At 71.8% G+C, this 22494-nt stretch carries 23 protein-coding genes and 2 pseudogenes; 18 read left to right on the top strand and 7 right to left on the bottom strand.

From position 1 onward, the window contains the following. Nucleotides 1-162: 162 nt before the first annotated feature. The 9 genes and pseudogenes from A9O67_RS14020 to A9O67_RS03205 form a co-directional block, all read left to right on the top strand. Nucleotides 163-624, top strand: a pseudogene (locus tag A9O67_RS14020) (FtsX-like permease family protein); the annotation flags it as partial. After that, nucleotides 624-1787, top strand: coding sequence for a lipocalin-like domain-containing protein (locus A9O67_RS03235; RefSeq protein WP_068607305.1), 1164 nt, complete (start codon nucleotides 624-626; stop codon nucleotides 1785-1787). The pseudogene A9O67_RS14020 and the gene A9O67_RS03235, both read left to right, overlap by 1 nt. A gap of 85 nt (nucleotides 1788-1872) precedes the next feature. Continuing rightward, nucleotides 1873-2199: an ArsR/SmtB family transcription factor gene (locus A9O67_RS03230; protein ID WP_231960187.1), complete on the top strand. Its 327-nt coding sequence runs from the start codon at nucleotides 1873-1875 to the stop codon at nucleotides 2197-2199. 26 nt (nucleotides 2200-2225) lie between these two features. Continuing rightward, entirely contained in the window at nucleotides 2226-2645 is a 420-nt protein-coding gene (locus A9O67_RS03225) for an ArsI/CadI family heavy metal resistance metalloenzyme (RefSeq protein WP_068607304.1), read from the top strand. A gap of 10 nt (nucleotides 2646-2655) precedes the next feature. Then, complete coding sequence (locus A9O67_RS03220) at nucleotides 2656-3156, top strand: arsenate reductase ArsC (protein WP_068607303.1); 501 nt, start codon at nucleotides 2656-2658, stop codon at nucleotides 3154-3156. 4 nt (nucleotides 3157-3160) lie between these two features. After that, nucleotides 3161-4246, top strand: coding sequence for an ACR3 family arsenite efflux transporter (gene arsB, locus A9O67_RS03215; RefSeq protein ID WP_185971189.1), 1086 nt, complete (start codon nucleotides 3161-3163; stop codon nucleotides 4244-4246). 122 nt (nucleotides 4247-4368) lie between these two features. Continuing rightward, the gene (locus tag A9O67_RS03210) at nucleotides 4369-5331 is read left to right on the top strand and encodes a sodium-dependent bicarbonate transport family permease (RefSeq protein WP_068607299.1); all 963 of its coding nucleotides are present in this window, start codon (nucleotides 4369-4371) and stop codon (nucleotides 5329-5331) included. A gap of 10 nt (nucleotides 5332-5341) precedes the next feature. Then, nucleotides 5342-5470, top strand: a pseudogene (locus tag A9O67_RS14015) (CapA family protein); the annotation flags it as partial. A 16-nt stretch (nucleotides 5471-5486) separates the two neighbouring features. Further along, nucleotides 5487-5756, top strand: coding sequence for a CapA family protein (locus A9O67_RS03205; protein WP_068607298.1), 270 nt, complete (start codon nucleotides 5487-5489; stop codon nucleotides 5754-5756). Between the two features lie 38 nt (nucleotides 5757-5794). On the opposite strand, the gene A9O67_RS03200 is transcribed toward A9O67_RS03205, so the two are convergent. The 3 genes from A9O67_RS03200 to A9O67_RS03190 are packed head-to-tail and all read right to left on the bottom strand — an operon-like array spanning nucleotide 5795 to nucleotide 7616. Beyond that, nucleotides 5795-6604: a cytochrome b/b6 domain-containing protein gene (locus tag A9O67_RS03200; RefSeq protein ID WP_068607296.1), complete on the bottom strand. Its 810-nt coding sequence runs from the start codon at nucleotides 6602-6604 to the stop codon at nucleotides 5795-5797. Nucleotides 6605-6628: 24 nt separating this feature from the next. Beyond that, nucleotides 6629-7153: a diheme cytochrome c gene (locus A9O67_RS03195; RefSeq protein ID WP_068607294.1), complete on the bottom strand. Its 525-nt coding sequence runs from the start codon at nucleotides 7151-7153 to the stop codon at nucleotides 6629-6631. A gap of 31 nt (nucleotides 7154-7184) precedes the next feature. Further along, nucleotides 7185-7616 (bottom strand): DUF1924 domain-containing protein, encoded by a 432-nt coding sequence (locus tag A9O67_RS03190; protein ID WP_068607293.1) that lies wholly within the window; start codon nucleotides 7614-7616, stop codon nucleotides 7185-7187. 376 nt (nucleotides 7617-7992) lie between these two features. Between A9O67_RS03190 and A9O67_RS03185 the strand changes: the two genes are divergently transcribed. The 3 genes from A9O67_RS03185 to A9O67_RS03175 are packed head-to-tail and all read left to right on the top strand — an operon-like array spanning nucleotide 7993 to nucleotide 10414. Then, entirely contained in the window at nucleotides 7993-8370 is a 378-nt protein-coding gene (locus A9O67_RS03185; RefSeq protein WP_082955315.1) for a PepSY domain-containing protein, read from the top strand. Continuing rightward, on the top strand, nucleotides 8367-9032 hold the full coding sequence (locus A9O67_RS03180; RefSeq protein ID WP_068607291.1) for a response regulator: 666 nt from the start codon (nucleotides 8367-8369) through the stop codon (nucleotides 9030-9032). Before A9O67_RS03185 ends, A9O67_RS03180 begins: the two co-directional genes overlap by 4 nt. After that, nucleotides 9029-10414, top strand: coding sequence for a sensor histidine kinase (locus tag A9O67_RS03175; RefSeq protein WP_068607289.1), 1386 nt, complete (start codon nucleotides 9029-9031; stop codon nucleotides 10412-10414). The genes A9O67_RS03180 and A9O67_RS03175 overlap by 4 nt, the downstream gene beginning before the upstream one ends. Before the next feature lie 221 nt (nucleotides 10415-10635). On the opposite strand, the gene A9O67_RS03170 is transcribed toward A9O67_RS03175, so the two are convergent. Continuing rightward, nucleotides 10636-11265, bottom strand: coding sequence for a glutathione S-transferase N-terminal domain-containing protein (locus tag A9O67_RS03170; protein ID WP_231960186.1), 630 nt, complete (start codon nucleotides 11263-11265; stop codon nucleotides 10636-10638). 94 nt (nucleotides 11266-11359) lie between these two features. Here A9O67_RS03170 and purB point away from each other — a divergent pair, with 94 nt between their 5' ends. Next, a complete protein-coding gene (gene purB, locus A9O67_RS03165; RefSeq protein ID WP_068607287.1) occupies nucleotides 11360-12817 on the top strand; it encodes an adenylosuccinate lyase in 1458 nt (485 codons plus the stop codon). Nucleotides 12818-12857: 40 nt separating this feature from the next. Here purB and A9O67_RS03160 read toward each other — a convergent pair whose 3' ends face one another. Together A9O67_RS03160 and A9O67_RS03155 are read right to left on the bottom strand one after the other, a co-directional pair. Then, nucleotides 12858-13331, bottom strand: a complete 474-nt coding sequence (locus tag A9O67_RS03160) for a DUF3717 domain-containing protein (protein ID WP_068607285.1) — start codon at nucleotides 13329-13331, stop codon at nucleotides 12858-12860. Nucleotides 13332-13411: 80 nt separating this feature from the next. Continuing rightward, a complete protein-coding gene (locus A9O67_RS03155) occupies nucleotides 13412-15094 on the bottom strand; it encodes a M48 family metalloprotease (protein WP_231960184.1) in 1683 nt (560 codons plus the stop codon). A gap of 43 nt (nucleotides 15095-15137) precedes the next feature. On the opposite strand from A9O67_RS03155, the gene moaC reads away from it, so the two are divergent. The 5 genes from moaC to A9O67_RS03135 are packed head-to-tail and all read left to right on the top strand — an operon-like array spanning nucleotide 15138 to nucleotide 21601. Continuing rightward, nucleotides 15138-15644: a cyclic pyranopterin monophosphate synthase MoaC gene (gene moaC, locus A9O67_RS03150; protein WP_068607283.1), complete on the top strand. Its 507-nt coding sequence runs from the start codon at nucleotides 15138-15140 to the stop codon at nucleotides 15642-15644. Nucleotides 15645-15678: 34 nt separating this feature from the next. Next, entirely contained in the window at nucleotides 15679-16806 is a 1128-nt protein-coding gene (locus tag A9O67_RS03145) for an efflux RND transporter periplasmic adaptor subunit (protein WP_068607281.1), read from the top strand. Between the two features lie 12 nt (nucleotides 16807-16818). Further along, the gene (locus A9O67_RS03140; protein ID WP_068607280.1) at nucleotides 16819-20001 is read left to right on the top strand and encodes an efflux RND transporter permease subunit; all 3183 of its coding nucleotides are present in this window, start codon (nucleotides 16819-16821) and stop codon (nucleotides 19999-20001) included. Then, nucleotides 19985-20197, top strand: a complete 213-nt coding sequence (locus tag A9O67_RS13385) for a hypothetical protein (RefSeq protein WP_156682236.1) — start codon at nucleotides 19985-19987, stop codon at nucleotides 20195-20197. Before A9O67_RS03140 ends, A9O67_RS13385 begins: the two co-directional genes overlap by 17 nt. Beyond that, the gene (locus A9O67_RS03135) at nucleotides 20198-21601 is read left to right on the top strand and encodes a GGDEF domain-containing protein (RefSeq protein ID WP_082955313.1); all 1404 of its coding nucleotides are present in this window, start codon (nucleotides 20198-20200) and stop codon (nucleotides 21599-21601) included. Here the strand turns inward: A9O67_RS03135 and A9O67_RS03130 are convergent. Then, nucleotides 21595-22443, bottom strand: a complete 849-nt coding sequence (locus A9O67_RS03130; protein WP_068607278.1) for a 3-hydroxybutyryl-CoA dehydrogenase — start codon at nucleotides 22441-22443, stop codon at nucleotides 21595-21597. The two genes, A9O67_RS03135 and A9O67_RS03130, sit on opposite strands and share 7 nt — an antisense overlap. Between the last annotated feature and the right edge of the window lie 51 nt (nucleotides 22444-22494).

The following is a 22494-nucleotide window of genomic DNA, read 5'->3' as shown; positions in this document are numbered from 1 at the left end:
GTGGAGCTGCAGGTCGGACTGCAGGGGCACCGCTGGCGGGTGGCGGGGCAGGTGGCGCTGCCGGGCGGCCCCTTGCTGGTGGCGGGGCAGGTGGCGCTGCCGGGCGGCCCCTTGCTGGTGGCGGACGTGGCCGCGCTGCAGGACAGATTGGGCTGGGGCGACCAGGTGTCGAGCGCGCAGGCGATCCGGCAGGTATCGCTGAACATCTTCGATCGCAGCTTTGCGGTGACGTACTGGTTGCAGGCGGTCGCCATCGGCATGGGGCTGATGGGGGTGTCGGCCAGCTTCAGCGCCCAGGTGCTGGTGCGGCGGCGCGAGTTTGGGCTGCTGCGCCACCTGGGGCTGTTGCGGGCGCAGGTGCTGGGCCTGGTGGCGGCAGAAGGGGCGCTGTGGACCGTGCTGGGCGCCGTCGCCGGATTGGCGCTGGGCCTGGCGGTGAGTGCGGTGCTGGTGCACGTGGTCAATCCGCAGAGTTTTCACTGGACCATGGAGCTGGCCGTGCCCGTCGGTCGCCTGGCCGCGCTGGTTCTGGCCGTCGTCGCGGCGGGGACCCTGACCGCCTGGGCCAGCGGACGGCTGGCGGTGCGCCGTGAGGCGGTGCTGGCCGTGCGGGAGGAAGCGTGATGGACCCGCGCACCCCGCCACCGCGCCGACGCCTGCTGCAGGGACTGGCGGTGGGCGCGTGGGCAGGCCTGTGGGCTGGCGCATGGGTGGGCGGCTGGCCGCGGTGGGCGCAGGCCGCGCCTGGGGAGTTGGGGCGCCGGCCATTGGTGTTTCCGCGCGACCACGGCAGCCACCCCGATACACAGACCGAGTGGTGGTACCTGACGGGCTGGCTGCAGCGGCCGGACGGGGCGCTGTACGGGTTTCAGGTGACGTTCTTCCGCTCCCGCGTGACGGCGGCGCAGGGGCTGCGCAGCCGTCTGGCCGCGCGCCAGTTGCTGTTTGCCCACGCCGCGGTGACCGACGTGGCGGCCGGGCGGCTGCACCACCACCAGGTGACGGCGCGCTGGGAGGGGCGCGATCCCGAGCCGGGATCGGAGCCGGTGCCCGCCCTGGCGCACACGGCGGACACCGATGTGCGCATCCGCGGCTGGGGGCTGCGGCGCACCGCGGACGGCGGCTACCGCGCCCGCGTGCCGACGGGGGACTTCACGCTCGACCTGGCGGTAGTGCCCACCCAGCCCCTGCTGCTGCAGGGCGAGGCCGGGTGGTCCCGCAAGGGGCCCGAGCCCCATCAGGCGAGCTTCTATTACAGCCAGCCGCAGTTGCGCATGACCGGCCGGCTGGCGCTGGCCGGCCGCACCGCCGAGGTGACCGGGCGGGGCTGGCTGGACCACGAATGGAGCGAGGCGCTGCTGCACCCCGACGCCGTGGGGTGGGACTGGATGGGCATGAACCTGGACGACGGCGGCAGCCTGACCGCGTTCCGGCTGCGCCGCGCGGACGGCCGCGCGCTGTGGGCGGGCGGCTCCATGCGGACGGGGCCTGCCGCCCAGCCACCGCTGGCAACGCGGGCCTTCGCCCCGGGGGAGGTGACTTTCGAGCCGTTGCGGCACTGGACCAGCCCGCGCACTGCCGTGCGCTACCCGGTGCAATGGCGCGTGCATACCCCCGCAGGGGTGTTCGAGGTGCACGCCCTGGCGGACGACCAGGAGCTGGACAGCCGGGCCAGCACCGGCGCCCTCTACTGGGAGGGCTTGTGCGAGCTGCGCACCCTGGATGGTCGCCGCGTGGGACGCGGGTATCTGGAGCTGACCGGCTACGGGGGCGCCCTGCGGCTGTGAGCACAAGGCGGCCGCGGTGTTGGGGATAGGAGATGCCATCAATTCAATAGTTGAATATTTATTGAAATGTTTTATGATGGCTTTCATGCTGACCGAAGCCCAAACCGTCCAAGCCCTGGCCGCCCTGGCCCAGCCCGTGCGGCTGCGCGCGTTTCGCGCGCTGGTGGTGGCGGGCCCTGATGGGTTGACCCCGGGCACCCTGGCCGAGGCGCTGGGAGTCGCCCCCAGCGCGCTGTCTTTTCACCTCAAGGAATTGCTGCATGCCGGCCTGGTGACGCAGGAGCGGCAGGGCCGGCATCTGATTTACCGAGCCGCGTTCGATGCGATGCAGGCGCTGCTCGCCTACCTCACCGAAAACTGCTGCCGGGGCGACGCCTGCATCGCCCCGGACGCCCTGGCCTGCGATTGTTGATCCCTACCCGTCCGAAGGAGAACTCCGTGAAGCGCTTCCACGTCCATCTGCATGTCCAGGATCTGGACCAGAGCATTGCGTTTTACTCGCGCCTGTTCGCGGCTGCGCCGGTGCGCATTGAGCGTGATTACGCCAAGTGGATGCTCGACGATCCGCGGCTGAACTTCGCGATCTCCACGCGCGGCGCGGCACCGGGGGTGGACCACCTGGGCTTTCAGGTGGACGAGGCGTCGGAGCTGGGCGAGCTCAAGGCCCGCGCCCAGGCCGCGGACATGGCCCTGCTCGACGAAGGGGCCACCACCTGCTGCTACGCCCGCAGCGAAAAGCATTGGGTGACCGACCCCCAGGGCATCGCCTGGGAGCATTTCCACACCCTGGGCGACATTGCCGTCTTCCGCGAGGCGGATGCCGCCTCCGGCGCTTGCTGCGCGGCGGCCTGCTGCTGAGGATGAGGCCATGACCTCCCGCCCCCTGAACGTGCTGTTTTTGTGCACCCACAACTCCGCCCGCAGCATCCTGGCCGAGGCGCTGCTCAACGACCTGGGCCGCGGGCGTTTTCGGGCCTATTCGGCGGGCAGCAGCCCGCGCCCGAACCAGCAGCCCCACCCCCTGGCGCTGGCCGTGCTGCGCGAGGCGGGCATTGCCACCGATGGGCTGCGCAGCAAAAGCTGGGATGAGTTTGCCGGCCCCGACGCGCCCGAGATGGATCTGATCATCACCGTTTGTGACAACGCGGCGGGCGAGGTCTGCCCCGTGTGGCCCGGACACCCGGCCACGGCCCACTGGGGCTACGCCGATCCGTCCGCGGGTGACGAGCCGGGCGAGGTCAAGCACGAGGCCTTCCGCCGCACCATGCAGCTGATGAAGCGCCGGCTGGAGATGCTGACGCAATTGCCACCCGAGAAGCTGGCGCGCGCCCTGCTGCAGGACAGCGCGCGCGCCCTGGCCGGGAGCTGAGGCCGTGAGCGCGCAGTGTGACATTGCCGCCAAGCAGGCGGCTGGCGCGCCCATGAGCGCGTTCGAGCGTTACCTGACGCTCTGGGTGGCGGTTTGCATCGTGGTGGGCATCGCCCTCGGGCAATGGTTGCCGGGCCTGTTTCAGGCCATCGGGCGGCTGGAGGTGGCGCGCGTCAACCTGCCGGTGGGCCTGCTCATCTGGGTGATGATCATCCCGATGCTGGTGAAGGTGGACTTTGGCGCGCTGGGACAGGTGCGCCGCCATGTGCGCGGCATCGGGGTGACGCTGTTCGTCAACTGGCTGGTCAAGCCGTTTTTGATGGCGTTTCTGGCCTGGTTGTTCGTGCGCCAGTGGTTTGCGCCCTGGTTGCCCACGGAGCAGATCGACAGCTATGTGGCCGGCCTGATCTTGCTGGCGGCCGCGCCGTGCACGGCGATGGTGTTCGTCTGGAGCCGTCTGACCGGCGGCGACCCGCTGTTCACGCTGTCGCAGGTGGCCCTCAACGACACGATCATGGTGTTTGCCTTCGCGCCGCTGGTGGCCTTTTTGCTGGGCTTGTCGGCGATCACCGTGCCGTGGGACACCTTGCTCGTGTCGGTGGGGCTGTACATCGTGGTGCCCGTGCTGCTGGCCCAGGCGTGGCGGCGCCGGCTGCTCGCGCGCGGACCGCAGGTTCTGGATGCCACCATGCGCCGCACGGGGCCGTGGTCCATCGCGGCGCTGCTGGCGACGCTGGTGCTGCTGTTCGCCTTTCAGGGCGAGCAGATTCTGCGGCAGCCGCTCGTGATCGCTCTGCTGGCGGTGCCCATCCTCATCCAGGTGGCGTTCAACTCGTCGCTGGCGTATTGGCTCAACCGGCGCGTGGGCGAGTCGCACGCCGTCGCATGCCCGTCGGCGTTGATCGGTGCGTCCAATTTCTTCGAGCTGGCCGTGGCGGCGGCGATCAGCCTGTTCGGCTTCGAGTCCGGTGCCGCCTTGGCCACCGTGGTGGGGGTGCTGATCGAAGTGCCGGTCATGCTGGCGGTGGTGTCGATCGTCAACCGCAGCAAGGGATGGTACGAGTCGGGTATCCGCCCATCACGGGCGTGACGGGGTTGATGGGTCGTAAATCATCGTCTTCCATCGATGGTTTCCACCAAAAAAATCGATGGAACCGCATGCCTGAGCGCGGCTACAGTTGAACGTTTGACGTCGTTTGACTGAAGGTCCGCATGCAAAGTCTGCTCGATCCCGCCATCCTGTTCTTCGTTTTTGGTGTGCTGGCCGGCGCGGTACGCTCCAATCTGGAGATCCCGCCGGCCATCGCCAAGTTCCTGTCGCTGTACCTGTTGATGGCGCTGGGGCTCAAGGGCGGGTTCGCGCTGGCGCAGGCGGGCTTCAACCCCGAGATCCTGCTGGGCATCGGCGCGGCCATGGCCATGGCGGTGATCGTGCCGTTGATGGGTTACGCGTTTTTGCGCCGCCACGTCTCGCGCCTGGACGCGGCGGCCGTGGCGGCGTGCTACGGGTCGGTCAGCGCGGTGACGTTCGTCACGGCGACGCAGTTTTTGACCAGCGCCGGGCTGGCCCCCGGCGGCCACATGACCGTGGCGATGGTGCTGATGGAGTCGCCGGCCATCATCGTCGCCGTGCTGCTGGCCAACGCCATCCGCAAGGAGCGCGGGGTGGACGGCTCGCCCGATCTGCGCATCGGGCACATCCTGCACGAATCCTTCACCGACGGCGCACAGATGCTGCTGCTGGGGTCGATGGTGATCGGCTACCTGAGCGGCGAGACCGGCAAGGCGGTGATGCAGCCGTTCTCGGGCGATCTGTTCAAGGGCATGCTGGCGTTCTTTTTGCTGGACATGGGCCTGATGGTGGCGCGCAACTTCCGCGAGGCGCGCAAGGCGTCGCCGGTGCTGCTGGCCTATGCGGGGCTGGCGCCTCTGGTGCACGCCAGCATCGCGCTGGGGTTGGCCACCGTGCTGGGCATGCCGGTGGGCGACGCGGTGCTGCTGATGGTGCTGTCGGCCAGCGCCTCGTACATCGTGGTGCCGGCGGTGCTGCGCTACGCGATCCCGGAGGCCAACCCGGCGCTGTACTTCGGGCTGAGCCTGGGGGTGACGTTTCCGTTCAACATCCTGATCGGTATCCCGCTGTACACCCAGGTGGCGCGCGCGGTGCTCGGCTGATCGGCGTGCGCGGCAGGTGTACGGGGCCGATGTGGTCATCCCCGTGATGCACTGGGGTTGGGAATACGAACCGCGGGCGAGCGCCCGCCAGCGCGCTCTGGCCCGGTGGATGATCGATGTCGGCGCCGATGCCGTGATCGGGGGGGCATCCCCATGTGGCCCAGGACACCGAGGTCTACCAAGGTCGCCCGATCATCTACGGCCTGGGCAATTTCGTGTTCGACGGCTTTCGTGCCCCGGAGACGACGACCGGCTGGCTGGTGCGCCTGACCGTCGATCGCCAGGGTGCCGTTCGCTGGACGGCGATGGACGTGCGCCTGGACCGCCACGGGGCGCCACATCCCCAGGCCGATCGGCCCGGGTGGTGCTGGGCGCGCGGCAGCGCAGAGGCCGTGCGCTGCCCGGTGCCGATCCCGCCCCGCTGATCCGTGGCGCCATTGGTGCGTGACGCACCGGCCCGGTGTCAGTCGTCCTCGTCCTCGTCGTCGTGGTGCCGGCCCTTGGCCGATGCCCCCGGCGCCGCGAGCGTCCAGCCCGACGTGGCAGTGCCCCCCGGCGCCGTGCGGGTTGGGGCGTTGGACCACTCCCACGCCCAGTAGGCCAGCACCGCCAGCACCAGCAGCAGCGCCAGCGCGCCGTGGTTGCGCGTGACCAGATCCGGGCCACGGCCCGGGGTGCGGCCGGTCAGCATCGGCCGCGCCAGGTTCTGCCGCCGCCACACGCTCAGCGCGGCGAGCAGCCCTAGGTGCGCCAGCACCAGCGCCAGCATCCCGTTGCCGAAAAACTCGTGCACTTCCTCCAGCCACTCGCCGCCCCAGTCGTGGAAGGTGGCCACGCCGCTGGCCACCAGCGGCGGCACCGCCAGCAGCAGCGCGGCGATGACGCCGGCCAGCGCCAGGTTCTGGCCCTGCCGGCCAGCGCCGGCCAGCGCGTTCCAGTCCCCCGTGCGCAGCGCCTGCAGCGTGGCGCGCGCCCACCCGGGGGCGGCGGCGAGCTTGCGCGCCAGCGCCGCCAGCCGCACGTGGCGCGGGCCGACGAGGCCGTACAGCACGCGCCAGCCCAGCAGCCCGGCCATCGTGTAGCCGAGCACGACGTGCACCAGCCGCCAGCGCTCACCGTCGGCGGTGAGGTAGGCGCCGACGAAGCTGAGCGCGAACAGCCAGTGGAAGGCGCGCGTCGGCGCGTCGGTGACGCGCCGGCCGGGGGTCGGGGGGGTGGCCGCGGCGGCGCCGGGGGCGCGCTCGGGCACGTCGGGTCGGGTGGTGGCGAACATGGTGTCGGCTCCGGCAAAAAGGGATCAGTCGTCCAGGAAGGCGTGGCGGTAGCGCGCCGGCAGGCCGGCGGGCATGCGCAGGTCGTGTTCGTCGAAGCGGCCCTGCTCGGCGCCGCCGTGGCAGGCGGCGCAGTTGGCCGCGCTCTTGACGCTCGGCAGGCGCCAGACGGCCTCGTCGAGCTGGCGGTGCTTGCGCTCGAACCAGGCGCTGCGCGTGATGCGGTCCTGCGGGGGCGGCTCGGGGCCGACGCGCTTGCCCGTTCCGGCGTGCGCCTGCAGCCAGGTGGCAAGCTGCCGCACCGTGGCGAGGTCGAGCGAGGCGTCGGTGCCGTAGTGGCGCTCGAGGCTGCCCATCAGCCGCTGCCACGACGCCGCCGGCAGCAGCCCGGGCGGGTAGGCGACGTGGCAGGCGCCGCACTCGCTGCGGTAGGCCGGGGGCACCTGGGCCGGCAGGCGCACGCCGTCGGCCAGCGCCGGCCACGCTGGCAGGGCGGTCAGCAGGGCGGCGGCGAGGCGCCGCGCGCGCGATCGTGTCGAGGGGGTGGTCATCGTCGGGGCTCCTTCGGGCGTCCGGGCGGGGTCAGCGCAGGCGGGTCAGCCAGGCCAGCACGTCGGCCTTCTCGGCGGCGGTGCAGGCGCGGCCGAGCACGTCGCCGCAGTTGCGCCGCAGCCACTTGTCGACCTTGGCGCGCTCGGTCAGCGCGTCCGGGTTGGCGGCGGGGGCCAGCGGCGGGATCGTCTTGCCGGTGCTGGCGTGGCGGCCGGCGCGGGTCGGCGGCTCGCCGTGGCAGCTGCTGCACGACCACTCGCCGCCGTGGCGCTGCGTGAACAGGCGCTGGCCGGCGGCGGCGTCCCCGGCGCGGCCGGCCTCGGCCTCGAAGCGGGCCAGCTCCGCCGCCGGCGTGGTGTCGCCGGCGCGGGCCAGCACGGCGGTGACGGTCAGGATGGCCGCCAGCGCCGCGCGCGCGGCGGCCTGGCGGGTCGGTCGGGGGCATCGGATCGGGAGGGTCATGGTCGGCTCCGGGTATCGCAGTTCGGATGCGTGCAGGATGCGGGCAGGGGGCCGTCGCCAGCGTGAACGCGGCGTTCATCGGCGGTTAAGCTGGCGGGTGCAGCCTAGCGGCCAACCGGCCGCGGGGCCAGGGCACGGGGCGGTCGTCGGCCTCGGTGCAGGCCCTGCGCGAGGCTGTGCGGCAGGGTGACGCCGACGCGGTGCGCAAGGCGCTGGGTGGCCTGAAGGCGTCGTACGCGCGGCTGTTCGTCAAGTTCGGCTGACCCGCGGCGCGGTGGGGGCTCCGCCAGGGTGGCGTCCGGAGTGTCGCGGGGACGCGACGCGCACGGCAGGCCATTCATGCGGGGTTCAGGACGGCGCCCCTACCATCCTCGGCATGGCAGAACGTCCGAGCTCTCGCGGTGAGGGGCGCGGCGCGCCTCGTCGGCCGCGGCGCGGCGCGGCGTGGGCGCCGGCCCTGGTGCTGGCATGCGTGATCGGCTGGGCGCCGCCCGGCCACGCCGATGGGGGGGGCGATCAGCGGCGCGCGCGCGAAGCCGTGCTGGCCGGCGAGATTCGGCCGCTGGGCGAGATCCTGCAGCGGGTGCAGCCGCAGTTGGGCGGCGAGGTCATCGCCACCGAACTGGAGCGCGAGCACGGCCGCTGGGTGTACGAATTCAAGGTGCTGCGCCCCGACGGGCGGCTGGTCGAGTGGTATGTGGATGCGCGCGACGGCAGCGTGCTCAAGACCGAAGTGAAGAAAGGCAAGCGGTGAGGGTGCTGCTGGTGGAAGACGAGGCGGCGCTGGCGCAGCGGCTGGCGGCCAGCCTGCGCGCGGCCGGCTACACGGTGGACGTGGCCGCCGACGGCCGCCGCGCGTGGGAGCTGGGCGGCGTGGAGCCCTATGACGCCATCGTGCTGGACCTGGGGCTGCCGCAACTGGACGGCCTGACGGTGCTGCAGCGCTGGCGCGCGGAGGGGGTGACGGCGCCGGTGCTGATCCTGACCGCGCGCGACGCCTGGCAGGACAAGGTGGCCGGCATCGACGCCGGGGCGGACGACTACCTGACCAAGCCGTTCCACACCGAGGAGCTGCTGGCGCGCGTGCGCGCGCTGATCCGCCGCGCGCACGGCGCCGCGCACCCGGTGCTGCGCTGCGGCGCGCTGGAGCTGGACACGCGCCAGCAGCGCGCCAGCGTGGCGGGCCAGCCCCTCGTGCTGACGGCGCAGGAGCTGCGCGTGCTGTCGTACCTGATGCACCGCGCCGGCCAGGTGGTGCCGCGCACCGAGCTGGCCGAGCACCTGTACGGCAGCGACGCCGAGCGCGACTCCAACACCATCGAGGTGTTCGTGGCCCGGCTGCGGCGCAAGCTGCCGCCCGGCAGCATCGAGACGGTGCGGGGCCTGGGCTACCGGCTGGAGGCCGCCGGCGGATGAGGCGCTGGGCCGCCTCGCTGCGCTGGCGCCTGCTGCTGGCGGCGCTGCTGGCGGTGTCGCTGGCGCTGGTGCTGGCCGGGGTGGCGATCACGCGGCTGTTCGAGCGTCATGTCACGCAGCAGTTCGACCTGCGGCTGCAGGACCAGCTGACGCAACTGCTGGCGGCGCTGGAGCCGGACGCCGACGGGCAGCCGGTGCTGGCGCGGCCGCTGGCCGACCCGCGCTGGCAGCGCCCCTATGGCGGCCTGTACTGGCAGGTGCAGGCGGTGGGGCGCGCGGCAGCCGAGCCGGCGCTGCGCTCGCGCTCGCTGTGGGACGAGCGGCTGCCGCTGGCGGACGACACGCTGCCGGATGGCGCGCTGCACCGGCATGCGCTGCCCGGGCCGGCCGGGCAGCGGCTGCGGGCGCTGGAGCGTGCCGTGCAGTGGGGCGAGCACGGGCCGCGCTGGCGCGTCGTCGTCGCGGCCGACACGCGCGAGCTGGAGCAGGCGCTGGGCGCCTTCCACGGCGCGCTGGCGCTGTCGCTGACCGGGCTGGGCGCGGCGCTGCTGGCGGCGGTGGCGGCGCAGCTGTGGCTGGGCCTGCGGCCGCTGCGCGCGCTGCAGCAGGCGCTGCAGGCGGTGCGCACCGGCCGCCAGACGCGGCTGCAGGGGGCGTTCGCGGCCGAGGTGCAGCCGCTGGTGGACGACTTCAACCGCGTGCTGGCGCACGACGAGCAGGGCGTGGAGCGCGCGCGGCGGCTGGCCGGCAACCTGGCGCACGCGATCAAGACCCCGCTGGCGGTGATCGGCACGCTGGCCGAGGAGTTGCAGCCGCGCGAGCCGGCCATCGCCACCGCGCTGCAGGAGCAGGTGCAGCGCCTGCGCGAGCAGGTGGACTGGCACCTGCGCCGCGCCCGGGCGGCCAGTGCCGCCCACCCGGCGCGCCACACGCCGGTGCAGCCGGTGCTGGAGGGGCTGCTGCGCGTGATGCGCAAGGTGCACGCGGCGCGCGCCGACGGCGCCGGGGCGCTGGAGCTGGACTTGCAGGGCGAACCGGCGGCGGCGTTCGCCGGCGAGGCGCAGGACCTGCAGGAGATGGCCGGCAACCTGCTGGACAACGCCTGCAAATGGGCGCGCCGGCGCGTGCAGGTCACGGTGCGCCGTGCCGGCGACCGGCTGCAGCTGACCGTGGACGACGACGGCCCGGGCCTGACGCCCGAGCAGTGCCGGCAGGTGCTGGCGCGCGGGGTGCGGGCCGACGAGCGCGTGCCCGGCAGCGGCCTGGGTCTGGACATCGTGCGCGAGGTGGCCGCGCTCTATGGCGGCACGCTGACACTGGCGCGCGCGCCGCTGGGTGGCCTGCGCGCGGCGCTGGAGCTACCAGCGGTGTCGGACGCCTGAGGCCGGGCGCCGTGCCCTGTGTGCGCCCCCTGAACGGTGTCGGGAACTTTTTTTGCGGGCTGCGCTCTACTGTGGCAAGCACGCAATGGTTTCTGTGTGCCGCGAAGCCCGGTCGATGCGGTGGTTGCCCGTGTTGGCTGGAAAACTCGCCGAGGCGGTTCTCCTCCTCCCTCCCTCCTCCTGTTGTCTCGGGGAGTGCTTCGCGGTACTTTTTTATTCCGTTACGCGGGCGGCAAGGTGTCCTGAAAGCTGGGGCGCTGCGACAGCCGCTCGTGCAACCGGGCCAAATTGGGGTAGGCGCTGCGCCAATCCACGGCGGGGAAGCGAAAGTCCAAATACCCCAAGGCCACGCCGACCGCGATGTCGGCCAGCGTCAGGTGGATGCCGTGGCAGTGCGCCCGGTCGCCCAACCCCAGGCTCATGGCCTTGAGTGCGCGCTGCGCCGCGGCCATTTGCCGATCCACCCAGGCTTGGCTGCGCTCGTGCGGCGCGCGGCCGCTCCACACCTGCTCCATGCGCGCGCTCACCGCCGCATCCAGCACGCCGTCGGCCAGGGCCTCCCAGGTTTTGACCTCGGCGCGCTCGCGCCCGCTGGCCGGGATCAGCTTGCCCACGGGCGACAGCGTGTCCAGATACTCCACGATGACGCGCGAGTCGAACACCGCCTCGCCGCCTTCCATCACCAGACAGGGCACTTTGCCCAGCGGGTTGGCGTCCGGCACCGAGCTGTCGGCGGCCCAGGGGTCGGCCTGCTCGAACTGGAAGTCGAGCTTCTTCTCGGCCATGACGATGCGCACCTTGCGCACGTAGGGGCTGGTGAGGCTGCCGATGAGCTTGAGTTTCATGGTCATGAGGAGCGGGTCGTGGCGGTGCCGTCGCCCCCATGGGGCCCCGGCGCCGGGGTGCCGATTGTAGAGAGGCCGGGCGCCTACAATCGGGGCCACTATGCAAGCCCACGCTGACGCCTCCCTTGCCACGCCGGACGCCGCGCTGACCGCGCTGTCGCCGCTGGACGGCCGCTACGCCGCCAAGGTCGCCGCGCTGCGGCCGATCTTCAGCGAATACGGCTTCATGCACCGGCGCGTGCAGGTGGAGCTGACGTGGTTCGAGCGCCTGAGCGACCTGGGTCTGCCGGAATTCCCCCCGCTGTCGGCGGCAGCGCGCGCGCACCTGCGGCGCGTGGTGCGCGACTTTGCGCCGGCGGATGCGGCGGCGATCAAGGCGATCGAGAAGACCACCAACCACGACGTCAAGGCGGTGGAATACTGGATCCGCGGCCACGCCGAGCTGGGCGTGCCGGGGGTGTTCGCCGGCTGGCCGGAGCTGCAGCGCGCCGGCGAGTTCGTGCATTTCGCCTGCACGAGCGAAGACATCAACAACACCAGCCACGCTTTGCAGCTGCAGGCGGGGCGCGCGGCGCTGCTGCAGGGGCTGGAGGCGATCCTCGCGCGGCTGCGCGAGCTGGCGCACGCGTGGGCCGAGGCGCCGATGCTGTCGCGCACGCACGGCCAGACCGCCAGCCCCACCACCGTCGGCAAGGAGCTGGCCAACGTGGTGGCGCGGCTCGAGGCGGCGCGCGAGCGCATCGCCGCGGTGCCGCTGCGCGCCAAGATGAACGGGGCGGTCGGCAACTACAACGCGCACCTGGCGGCCTACCCGGAGGTGGACTGGGAGGCGTTCGCCCGCAGCGTGGTGGAGACGCCGGCGCCGGGGCCGGACACGCCGCCGGAGGCGCCGGTTGGCCTCGGGCTGACGTTTCAGCCCTACAGCATCCAGATCGAGCCGCACGACTACATGGCCGAGCTGTTCGACGCCGTGGCGCGCAGCAACACCATCCTCGTCGATCTGGCGCGCGATGTCTGGGGCTACATCAGCCTGGGCTACTTCAAGCAGAAGCTCAAGGCCGGCGAGATCGGCTCCTCCACGATGCCGCACAAGGTCAACCCGATCGACTTCGAGAACGCCGAGGGCAACCTGGGGCTGGCCAACGCGCTGCTGCGCCACCTGAGCGAGAAGCTGCCGGTCAGCCGCTGGCAGCGTGACCTGACCGACTCCACCGTGCTTCGCAACATGGGCGTGGCGCTGGGCTACGCGGTGCTGGCGCAGCAGTCGCTGCTGACGGGCCTGGGCAAGCTGGAGCTCAACGCCGCGGCCCTGGCGGCCGACCTGGACGCCGCGTGGGAGGTGCTGGCCGAGCCCATCCAGACCGTCATGCGCCGCTACGGCGTGCCGGGCGCCTACGAGCGGCTGAAGGCCGCCACGCGCGGCCAGCAGGTCACGCGCGAGGCGCTGCACGCGCTGATCGACGGCCTGCCGATTCCCGACGCGGAAAAGGCGCGCCTGCGCGCGCTCACCCCCGCCGGCTACACCGGCAAGGCCACCGAGCTGGCGCGGCGGATCTGACCGCACGCCCCGCAGCCGCCGCCGGGCGGCGGCACGGGCGTCACGGTGCCGGCCGGGCTTCCGTTGAAGGAGCGCCGGCGTGGGACGCGTCCGGCGCGGTCGCGCCCCGGCGCTCGACCGCCCGCTCGGCGTAGACGTTGAAGCGCCAGGCGCTGCCGTCGCGCGTGATGCGGCGCCAGACGGCGCGCTTCTCGCCGGGCGTCATCGCCGGCCAGTGCGTCACCTCGTCGTGCGTGCGGCCGCAGCCCTTGCAGACCGCATCGCCCTGGTTGGTGGAGCAGATGGCGATGCACGGCGTGTCCGGCGTGGTGTCGTACCACGCCTTCCAGGCCGCCCAGGCGGCGCGCGGCATGGTGCGTTCGTCGGCTTCGTCGGTGCGGTAATAGACCATCAGCGCGTAGACCTCGGCCAGCGCGCGCAGCTCGGGCCCCAGGGTCACGCCGTCGGGCGAAGGCTGGCGCGCGCGCCAGTGGTTGATCGCGGCCTCGATGTCGGTGATGTGAATGCCGGCCATGCGAATGTACGGGGTGAATGCCAAAAACGGGGGCTGCCCGGAATCGGGGCAATGATCTTAGCCGCAGCGGCGCGCGTGCGTCAGCGGCGTGGCGCCTGCTCGGCCAGCTGCTCGCGCAGCAGGCCCTCGGCGTAGCGGGCGCGGGCGTCCAGCACGGACAGTTCCATCAGATCGTCCACCCCGCGCTCGCGCGCCAGCCGCTGGGCGGCGCGGAAGCGGTCCAACGCACCCGCCGGGTCCAGCCAGGCCAGCCGCGCTTCGCCCTCGGCGCGGGTGGCGCGCACGGGCTGGCCCAGCGCATGCTGCACCGCTGCCAGGGCGCTCCAGGCCCCGGCGTCCTGCGGATGCTCCACGCACCACGCCTGCAGCCGGGTCACGGCCCGTTGGGCCACGGGGCCGGGCAGCGCGGTCGCCGCCCCGGCCGCCAGCAGCAGCCCGGCGCGGCCCCCCGTATCCAGCCCCCGCTCCGCCCAGGTGGGCAGGGCCTGCCCTTCGGCGGACGGCAGGCGCGGGTCGGTGCGCAGCATCGACAGCAGCTCCAGGCGCAGCAGATCGGCCGCCAGCCGGGCATCGTCCGCATCCGCCGCCTCGCGCACGGCGGGCAGCAGGCGCAGCGCGCCGGGGGCGTCGCGCAGCCAGGCGCAGGCCAGCGCGCCGGCATACAAGCGCCCGGGGTCGCGTGCCGCGCGTCCGTCGTGTCCATCGAGCGCTGCGCTCGCGTGTGCCTGCAGCCGGTCTGGGGCCGGATCGGCCAGCACCCGCGCGCGCGCCGCCATGAAGGCGTGGCCGGTGGGCGACACGGGGCCGGCCGCCGCACCCGGCGTGCGGGCCGCCGCCTCCAACGGCAGGCGTGCCCGCATGTCGGCCACGCGCTCGGTGGTCAGCGGGTGGCTGCGCAAGTAGGGGTAGCTGCCGTCGTCGTTCAGGCGGGCCGACTGTTGCAGCCGGTCGAACATGCCGATGAAGCCGTGGCCGTCGAAGCCCGCCGCCTGCAACACGGTCAGGCCGATGCGGTCGGCCTCGCGCTCCATGTCGCGCGAGAAGTTGAGCTGTCCCTGCATCGCCACCGCCTGGCCGCCCGCGATCGCCGCGCTGGCGATGTCGGCGTTGCGGGCCGCGCTGGCGGCCAGCGCCCCCAGCACCATCGCCGCCAGCACCAGGGGGGCCTGCTGGCTTTGCCGGCTCAGCAGCCGGGCGATGTGGCGCTGCGTGACGTGGCACAGCTCGTGCGCGAGGACCGAGGCCAGCTCGTCCGCGCTGCCGGTCACGCCGATCAGCCCCAGGTGCACGCCCAGGTAGCCCCCGGGCAGTGCAAAGGCGTTGACCGTGCGGTCGCGGGCCAGCAGCAATTGCCAGGCGTAGCGCTCGGCCAACTCGTCCGACAGCTCGCCCCGGCGCCGCGCGGCCTGGAACAGCGGCCCCCAGATGCGCTGCAGGTAGTCGCCCAACACCGGGTCGTCCAGGTAGGCGGGGTCGCGGTAGATGGCTCGCGCGATCTGGTCGCCGATGCGCCGCTCCTCCGACAGCGTCAGATCCCCGCCATCGCCCAGCGCCGGCAGACCCGTGGCTGCACCAGCGCCCACCGGTACGGCCGCGCCGGCCACGCCCAGCCAGGGCAGCAGCGCGCGGGCGGTGGCCCCGGCAAATGCGCCCCGCAGGGCACCCGCCAGCCAGTCGCGTCGCCGGCAACCCAGCGGCGCCAGGCGCGGCGGAGCGTCGTCATCGGGCATGGCTGGCGTCGTGCGGTGAAGGGACTCGCTCATCCCCGTATGATGCCGCGTCGGTGCCGTGAATTCCCTGCCAGCCATGACCGCCTCCTCCCTCGCCCCCGAGACCGCTTCGCCACTCACCCATTTCGACGCCCAGGGCCAGGCCCACATGGTGGACGTCGGCGCCAAAGCCGCCACCCACCGCACGGCCGTGGCCGAGGGGCGCATCCGCATGCAGCCGGCGACGCTGGCCCTCATCCAGCAAGGCAGCGCCAAGAAGGGCGACGTGTTGGGGGTGGCGCGCATCGCGGGCATCATGGCGGCCAAGCGCACCAGCGATCTGATTCCGCTGTGCCATCCGATCGCGCTGACGCGCGTGGCGCTCGAGTTCGCCGTCGAGCCCGACACCGCCGCCGTGCGCGTGCAGGCCACGGCGGAGACCGTCGGACCGACCGGGGTGGAGATGGAGGCCCTGACCGCCGTGCAGGTGGCGCTGCTGACCATTTACGACATGTGCAAGGCGGCCGATCGGGGCATGGTGATCACGGACGTTCGCCTGCTGGAAAAGCACGGCGGCAAGTCCGGCTCCTTCGTCAACCGGTGATGGCTGTGGCGGACCGTCCGATGAGGGTTGCAGGATGAAGCGAATCGTCCGATGGGGCCTGCCGCTGGCCGTGGTGGCGCTGATCGTGGGCCTGTCCGTGCGGGGGGTGATGCAGCGCCGCGCATCGACCGAGGTGGCGGTGTCCACCGCCCCTGCGGCGCTGGAGCTGGCCCCTGCCGATCTGGTGACGGCGCAGCGCCGGCCGGTGCTGCGCACGCTGCCGGTCAGCGGCACGGTGGAGGCGGTGCGCACCGCCCTGGTCAAGGCCAAGGTGGCGGCGGAGCTGCGCGAGCTGACGGTGCGCGAAGGCCAGGCCGTGCGGGCGGGGCAGGTGCTTGGGCGGCTGGATGCCACCGAGTTCGAGGCCCGCGTGCGCCAGGCGCGGCAGCAGGCGGAGTCGGCCCGCGCCCAGCTGGAGATTGCCGAGCGCACGCTGCAGAACAACCGGGCCTTGGTGGAGCAGGGCTTCATCTCGCGCAACGCGCTGGACACGGCGGTGTCGAATGCGGCCGGGGCGCGCGCCGGCCTGCTGGCGGCCGAGGCCGCGGCGGACGTGGCGCGCAAGGCGCTGGACGACACGGTGCTGCGCGCGCCCATCGACGGCTGGGTGTCGCAGCGCTTCGTGCAGCCCGGCGAGCGCGTGGCGGTGGATGCGCGGGTGCTGGAAATCGTGGACCTGAGCGCGCTGGAACTGCGCGCCGTGTTGCCGCCCGAACAGGTGGGGGCGGTGCGCGTGGGCGCCCCCGCGACGCTGCGGGTGGACGGTCTGCCCGAGCCGGTGCCCGCGCGCGTGGTGCGCCTCAACCCCAGCGTGCAGGCGGGCACCCGGGCGGTGCCGGTCTATCTGGCGCTCCAGGCGCGCGACGGCCTGCGCCACGGGCTGTTTGCCACCGGCCGCATCGAGGTGGCGCGCGAGACGGCCCTGGCGCTGCCCGAGTCGGCCGTCCGGCTGGATGCGCCCCAGCCCTATGTGTGGCTGCTGCAGACGGATCGCCTGGTGCGCCGCACGGTCGAGGTGGAGGCCAGCGCCGAAGCCGATGGGGAGCCGGTGCGCATCATCCGCAGCGGGCTGGCCGACGGTGACCGGGTGCTGGCGGGCACCATCGGGGGCGTGCGCGATGGCACGGCCGTGCGCCTGAGTGCGGCCCCCGCCGGCCAGTGAGGGCGCGCGTCCATGTGGTTCACCCGCGTCTCCATCGCCAACCCGGTGTTGGCCACGATGGTCATGCTGGCCTTCGTGGTGCTGGGGCTGTTTTCGCTGCAGCGGCTCAAGGTCGATCAGTTCCCGGACGTGGAGTTTCCCGTCGTCGTGGTGCAGGTCGAGTATCCCGGTGCCTCGCCCGAGATCGTCGAGACCGAAGTCACCAAGAAGATCGAGGAGGCGGTCAACTCGATCGCGGGCATCAACCAGCTTTTCTCGCGCAGCTACGACAGCCAGTCGGTCGTGATCGTGCAGTTCAATCTGGACGTCAACGGCCGCCAGGCCGCCGAGGATGTGCGCGAAAAGGTGGCCGGCATCCGCGCCCAGTTGCGCGACGAGGTCCGCGAGCCGCGGGTGCTGCGCTTCGACCCGGCCTCGCGGCCGATCTACACGCTGGCGCTGACCTCGCCCGACGGCAGCCGCAGCCCGGTGGAGCTGACCACCTACGCCGACCAGGTGGTCAAGAAGCGGCTGGAGAATGTGCGCGGCGTGGGCTCGGTGACGCTGGTGGGCGGGGTGGCGCGCGAGATCAACCTCTACCTCAAGCCCGAGGCGATGGAGGCCTACGGCATTGGCGTGGAGCAGGTGCTGCAGGCCGTGCGCACCGAAAACCAGGACCTGCCCGCCGGCTCGCTGCACTCTCGCGAGGCGGAACGGGTGGTGCAGGTCAAGGGGCGCTTGCCCGAGCCCGAGGCCTTTCGCGACCTGATCGTGGCGCGCCGGGGGACGGGCGGCAGCACGGTGCCGGTGCGGCTGGGGCAGATTGCCGATGTCGTCGATGGCCCGCAGGAGGTGGAGAGCCTGGCGCTGTTCGACGGCCGCCGCACGCTGGCGCTGGATGTGCAAAAGGCCCAGGGCGAAAACACCATCGACGTGGTGGACGGCCTCGACCGCGTGGCGTCGCAACTGCGCGCCGAACTGCCCGCCGGGATGGCCATCGACGTGGTGCGCGACAACGCCCGCCCCATCCGCGTGGCGGTCACCAACGTGCGCCAGACGCTCATCGAGGGCGCGGTGCTCACGGTGGCCATCGTGTTTTTGTTTCTCAACTCGTGGCGCTCGACGGTCATCACCGGGTTGACGCTGCCCATTGCGCTGATCGGCACCTTCTTGTTCATGTACGGGTTTGGCTTCTCGATCAACATGATCACGCTGATGGCGCTGAGCCTGTGCGTGGGCCTGCTGATCGACGACGCCATCGTCGTGCGCGAGAACATCGTGCGCCATGTGCAAATGGGCAAGGACGCGCACCGCGCCGCCCTCGACGGCACGCACGAAATCGGTCTGGCCGTGCTGGCCACGACGCTGTCCATCGTCGCGGTGTTCCTGCCCATCGGCTTCATGGGCGGCATCATCGGCAAGTTCTTCCACGAGTTCGGCATCACCATCGTGGCGGCGGTGCTGATCTCGATGTTCGTCAGCTTCACCCTCGACCCCATGCTCTCCAGCGTCTGGCACGACCCGGCCATCCACGCCGAGGGGCAGCCGGCGTCGCGCCGCACCCTGTACGACCGCACGCTGGGGCGGCTGACCGCGGCGGTCGAGCGTTTCACCCACCGGCTGGGGCAGGGGTACCAGGCCCTGCTGGCCTGGTCGCTGGCGCACCGGCGCACCACGCTGGCCGTGGCCGCCGGCAGTCTGGTGGCGAGTTTTGCGCTGGTGCCGGTGATGGGCACGGAGTTCGTGCCCAAGGCCGATTTTTCCGAGACGACGCTCAGCTTCTACACCCCCACCGGCTCGTCCATCGAGGTGACCGAGGCCAAGGCCCGGCAGGTGGACGCCATCCTGCGCGAATTTCCGGAGGTGCAATACACCCTGACCACGATCAACACCGGATCGGCCCAGGGGCGCAATGTGGCCACCGTCTATGTGCGCCTGGTCGACCGCAAGGCCCGCCAGCGCAGCGTGGACCAAATGTCGGCCGTGCTGCGCGAGCGGCTGGCGCGCGTGCCCGGCATCACCGTCACGCACGTGGGCCTGCTGGACCCGGTGGGGGGCAGCAAGCCGATTTCGGTGTCGCTGCAGGGCGCCGATTTGCAGGCGCTGCAGCGCCTGACCGATCAGGTCACCGAGCGGCTGCGGCACATTCCCGGGCTGGTCGATCTGGACACCAGCATGAAGCCGAACAAGCCCACGGTGGACATCGTGGTGCGGCGCGACGCCGCCTCCGACCTGGGGTTGAGCGTGGGCAGCGTCACCCAGGCGCTGCGCGGCCTGATCGCCGGCCAGACCGTGGGCAACTGGCGCGCGGCGGATGACCAGAACTACGACGTCAAGGTCCGCCTGGCGCCGCAGGCGCGCGAGTCGGTCGAGACGCTGCAGCGCCTGACGCTGACCGTCACCGGCCCCGACGGCACGCCGCGCGCCATCCGGCTGGCGCAGATCGCGGACATTCGGCCCTCGACCGGGCCCAACCAGATCAACCGGCGCGATCTGGCGCGCGAGGTGGAAATCACCGCCAACGTCGCCGGCCGCTCGCTCGGCGAGGTTTCGGCCGACATCCGGCGCGTGCTCGACAGCACCGACTTTCCGCCCGGCTACCGCGCCAAGTTCGGCGGCTCCACCAAGGACATGCAGGAGTCCTTTGGCTACGCGCTGTCGGCGCTGGCGCTGGCGGTGATCTTCATCTACATGATCCTGGCCTCGCAGTTCAAGAGCTTCCTGCAGCCGATCGCGCTGATGTCGTCGCTGCCGTTGACGCTGATCGGCGTGGTGCTTATCCTGCTGATGTTCGGCTCCACGCTCAACCTGTTTTCCATCATCGGCGTGATCATGCTGATGGGGCTGGTCACCAAGAACGCCATCCTGCTGGTGGACTTTGCCAACCGCGCGCGTGCCGGTGCCAGCGGCGAGGGGCTGGCCGGCGAGAAGCTGGACCGCGAAGCGGCCCTGCTGCTGGCGGCACGGGTGCGGCTGCGCCCCATCCTGATGACGACGCTGGCCATGGTGTTCGGCATGGTGCCGCTGGCGTTTGCGCTGTCGGAAGGCTCGGAGCAGCGCGCCCCCATGGGGCAGGCCGTCATCGGGGGTGTGGTGACCTCGTCGCTGCTGACGCTGGTGGTGGTACCGGTCATCTACTGCTATCTGGACGATTGGGCCGCGTGGTGGCGGCGTCGGCTGCGACGCGATGGGGGCCGCGATGCCAGCCCATCCTGACGGGCAGGCGCCGTCTCCAACCCCGACCCTAGGGCCGGCGGCGGGGGTGCGCCTGCCGTCGCTGCGGGCCAGTCTGTACGCGCTGGTGTGGGTGTGCGTGTTGCCGACCGTCGGGTTGGCGGCCTATCTGGCCGTCGCCAACTACCGGCTGGAGCGCGAGCGGGTCTACGCCCAGTCGCTGATGCTGGCACGCTAGGTGGCGGCCGATCTGGACCGCGAGCTGACGGCCATCGAGTCGGGGCTCAAGATTCTGTCCACCTCGCAGTTTCTCGAGCAGGGCGATTTGGCGCGCTTTCATGCCCAGGCCCGTCAGGCGGTGCCGACGCAGATCGTCTACAACTATGTCCTGACCGATGAGCAGGGGCGGCAGGTGCTCAACACCGTCGTGCCCTGGGGCACGCCCCTGCTATCGCGCGGCACCCCGCCGGAGATCGCGCGGGTGTTCCGTACCGGCGAGACGGTGCTGACCGATCTGTTCACCGGTTCCGTCGTGCGACGCCCCGTGCTGGCCATGGGGGTGCCGGTTTGGCAGGACGACCGGGTGCGCTACAGCCTCAACATCGGGCTGGATACCGACGCCCTCAACATGCTGCTGCAGCAACAGCCCCTGCCGTCGGGGTGGCTGATGGCGGTGCTGGACCGCAAAGGCACCATCATTGCGCATTCCCGGGCGGCCGACCAGTTCATGGGGCAGCCCGCCGTCCCCGCCGTTTTGGAGGCGATTCACCGCCTGCCCGAGGGCAGCATCGAGACCGTGACCAAGGAGGGTATCGCGGCGGTGTCATCGCACCACCGCATCCCCCGCTGGGGGTGGACGGTGGCCGTGGGGGTGCACCGCGACGTCATCGAGCAGCCCTTGCGGCGGGGGTTGGCGACCGTGCTGGCCGTCGGCGGCGGGGTGCTGGCGGTGGGACTGTGGCTGGCCTTTCGCATCACGCGGCGCGTGCTGGCCGCTGCTCAGGGGCTCAATGCCGCGGCCCAGGCCATCGAAAAAGGCCAGCCCGTGGCGTTGCCGCCCGTCGTTTTTCGCGAGGCGCAGGCGGTGGCCACGGCCCTGACGCGCGCGGCCGAGGCCATGGGGCAGGTGCAAAACGCCGCCTACCACGACGCCCTGACCGGCCTGCCCAACCGCCGCCTGTTCACCGAGATGGCGCAGCAACAACTGGCCCAGGCCCAGCGCAGCGGCGCTCGGGTGGCCCTGCTGGCGCTGGATCTGGACCACTTCAAGGCGGTCAACGACACGCACGGCCACGCCGCCGGCGATCAGTTGCTGCGCGAGGTGGCGGCACGCTTGCAGTCCTGCGTGCGCAGCGCCGATGTCGTTGCCCGCCTGGGAGGCGACGAGTTTTTGGTGCTGATGGGACCGGCCGACGTGGATGCGGCGCTGGACTTGGCGCAGCGCCTGATCGAGTCGCTCTCCGCCCCGTATCCCGGCGTGGAGCCGGCGGTTTCGACCAGCGTGGGCATCGCGCTGTATCCGGATTCGGCCCAGACGCTGGAAGCGCTGATGCAGGCCGCGGACGAGGCGCTGTACGACGCCAAACACGCCGGAGCCGGCCGCCCGCGGGTGGCGGCCGGCTCCGGCACCGGGGGTCAGTAGCGGTAGACGCCGCGCCCGGTCTTGCGGCCCAGGTAGCCGGCGGCCACCATCTCCTTGAGCAGCGGGCAGGGGCGGTACTTGCTGTCGTTGAACTCGGCAAAGTACACGTTCATCACCGCCAGGCAGACGTCCAGCCCGATCATGTCGGCCAGCGCCAGCGGCCCGATCGGGTGGTTGCAGCCGAGCTTCATGCCGGCGTCGATGTCCTCGGGGCTGGCCAGCCCCTCGGCCAGCACGAAGAAGGCCTCGTTGATCATCGGCACGAGGATGCGGTTGACGACGAAGCCGGGCGAGTTTTTCACCGTGATCGGCGTCTTGCCGAGCTGGAGCGCCAGGTCGCGCACGGCGTCGTGCGTGGTGTCGCTGGTCTGCAGGCCGCGGATGATTTCCACCAGCGCCATCATCGGCACCGGGTTGAAGAAGTGCATGCCGATGAAGCGGTCGGCGCGCCCGGTGACGGCGGCCAGTTGCGTGATGCTGATCGAGCTGGTGTTGGTGGCGACGATGGCCTCGGGCGCCAGCAGGCCGTCGAGCTGGCGCAGGATCTTGAGCTTGAGCTCCAGGTTCTCGGTGGCGGCCTCGATGACAAGCTGCGCGCCCTGGAGGTCGTCGTAGCGGGTCGAGGTGCGGATGCGCGCCAGCGCCGCGTCCTTGTCGGCGGTGGTGATTTTTTCTTTCTTGATCAGGCGGTCCAGGCTGCCGGCGATGGTGGCCAGGCCCTTGGCCAGCGCGGCGTCGCTGACGTCGATCATGACGACGTTCAGGCCGCTGGTCGCGCAAGCCTGCGCGATGCCGTTGCCCATGGTGCCGGCGCCGACGATGCCGATGGTGTCGATGGACATATCGATAGCTCCTCTCGGGGTGGAATGCAAAGCATCGATTATGCGGTGCCC

It is taken from the genome of Tepidimonas fonticaldi (assembly GCF_001675355.1).
Taxonomy (GTDB): Bacteria; Pseudomonadota; Gammaproteobacteria; order Burkholderiales; family Burkholderiaceae_C; genus Tepidimonas; species Tepidimonas fonticaldi.
Note: the sequence above shows the minus strand (reverse complement) of the source record. Positions and strands in the feature narration are given on the sequence as shown.

Bases quoted from the DNA above. Each gene is read 5' to 3' on its own strand.
- A9O67_RS03235 (WP_068607305.1), top strand. From the start codon at position 624: ATGGACCCGCGCACCCCGCCACCGCGCCGACGCCTGCTGCAGGGACTG.
- A9O67_RS03230 (WP_231960187.1), top strand. From the start codon at position 1,873: ATGCTGACCGAAGCCCAAACCGTCCAAGCCCTGGCCGCCCTGGCCCAG.
- A9O67_RS03220 (WP_068607303.1), top strand. From the start codon at position 2,656: ATGACCTCCCGCCCCCTGAACGTGCTGTTTTTGTGCACCCACAACTCC.
- A9O67_RS03210 (WP_068607299.1), top strand. From the start codon at position 4,369: ATGCAAAGTCTGCTCGATCCCGCCATCCTGTTCTTCGTTTTTGGTGTG.
- A9O67_RS03200 (WP_068607296.1), bottom strand. From the start codon at position 6,604: ATGTTCGCCACCACCCGACCCGACGTGCCCGAGCGCGCCCCCGGCGCC.
- A9O67_RS03195 (WP_068607294.1), bottom strand. From the start codon at position 7,153: ATGACCACCCCCTCGACACGATCGCGCGCGCGGCGCCTCGCCGCCGCC.
- A9O67_RS03190 (WP_068607293.1), bottom strand. From the start codon at position 7,616: ATGACCCTCCCGATCCGATGCCCCCGACCGACCCGCCAGGCCGCCGCG.
- A9O67_RS03185 (WP_082955315.1), top strand. From the start codon at position 7,993: ATGGCAGAACGTCCGAGCTCTCGCGGTGAGGGGCGCGGCGCGCCTCGT.
- A9O67_RS03175 (WP_068607289.1), top strand. From the start codon at position 9,029: ATGAGGCGCTGGGCCGCCTCGCTGCGCTGGCGCCTGCTGCTGGCGGCG.
- A9O67_RS03170 (WP_231960186.1), bottom strand. From the start codon at position 11,265: ATGACCATGAAACTCAAGCTCATCGGCAGCCTCACCAGCCCCTACGTG.
- purB (WP_068607287.1), top strand. From the start codon at position 11,360: ATGCAAGCCCACGCTGACGCCTCCCTTGCCACGCCGGACGCCGCGCTG.
- A9O67_RS03160 (WP_068607285.1), bottom strand. From the start codon at position 13,331: ATGGCCGGCATTCACATCACCGACATCGAGGCCGCGATCAACCACTGG.
- A9O67_RS03155 (WP_231960184.1), bottom strand. From the start codon at position 15,094: ATGAGCGAGTCCCTTCACCGCACGACGCCAGCCATGCCCGATGACGAC.
- moaC (WP_068607283.1), top strand. From the start codon at position 15,138: ATGACCGCCTCCTCCCTCGCCCCCGAGACCGCTTCGCCACTCACCCAT.
- A9O67_RS03145 (WP_068607281.1), top strand. From the start codon at position 15,679: ATGAAGCGAATCGTCCGATGGGGCCTGCCGCTGGCCGTGGTGGCGCTG.
- A9O67_RS03140 (WP_068607280.1), top strand. From the start codon at position 16,819: ATGTGGTTCACCCGCGTCTCCATCGCCAACCCGGTGTTGGCCACGATG.
- A9O67_RS13385 (WP_156682236.1), top strand. From the start codon at position 19,985: ATGCCAGCCCATCCTGACGGGCAGGCGCCGTCTCCAACCCCGACCCTA.
- A9O67_RS03130 (WP_068607278.1), bottom strand. From the start codon at position 22,443: ATGTCCATCGACACCATCGGCATCGTCGGCGCCGGCACCATGGGCAAC.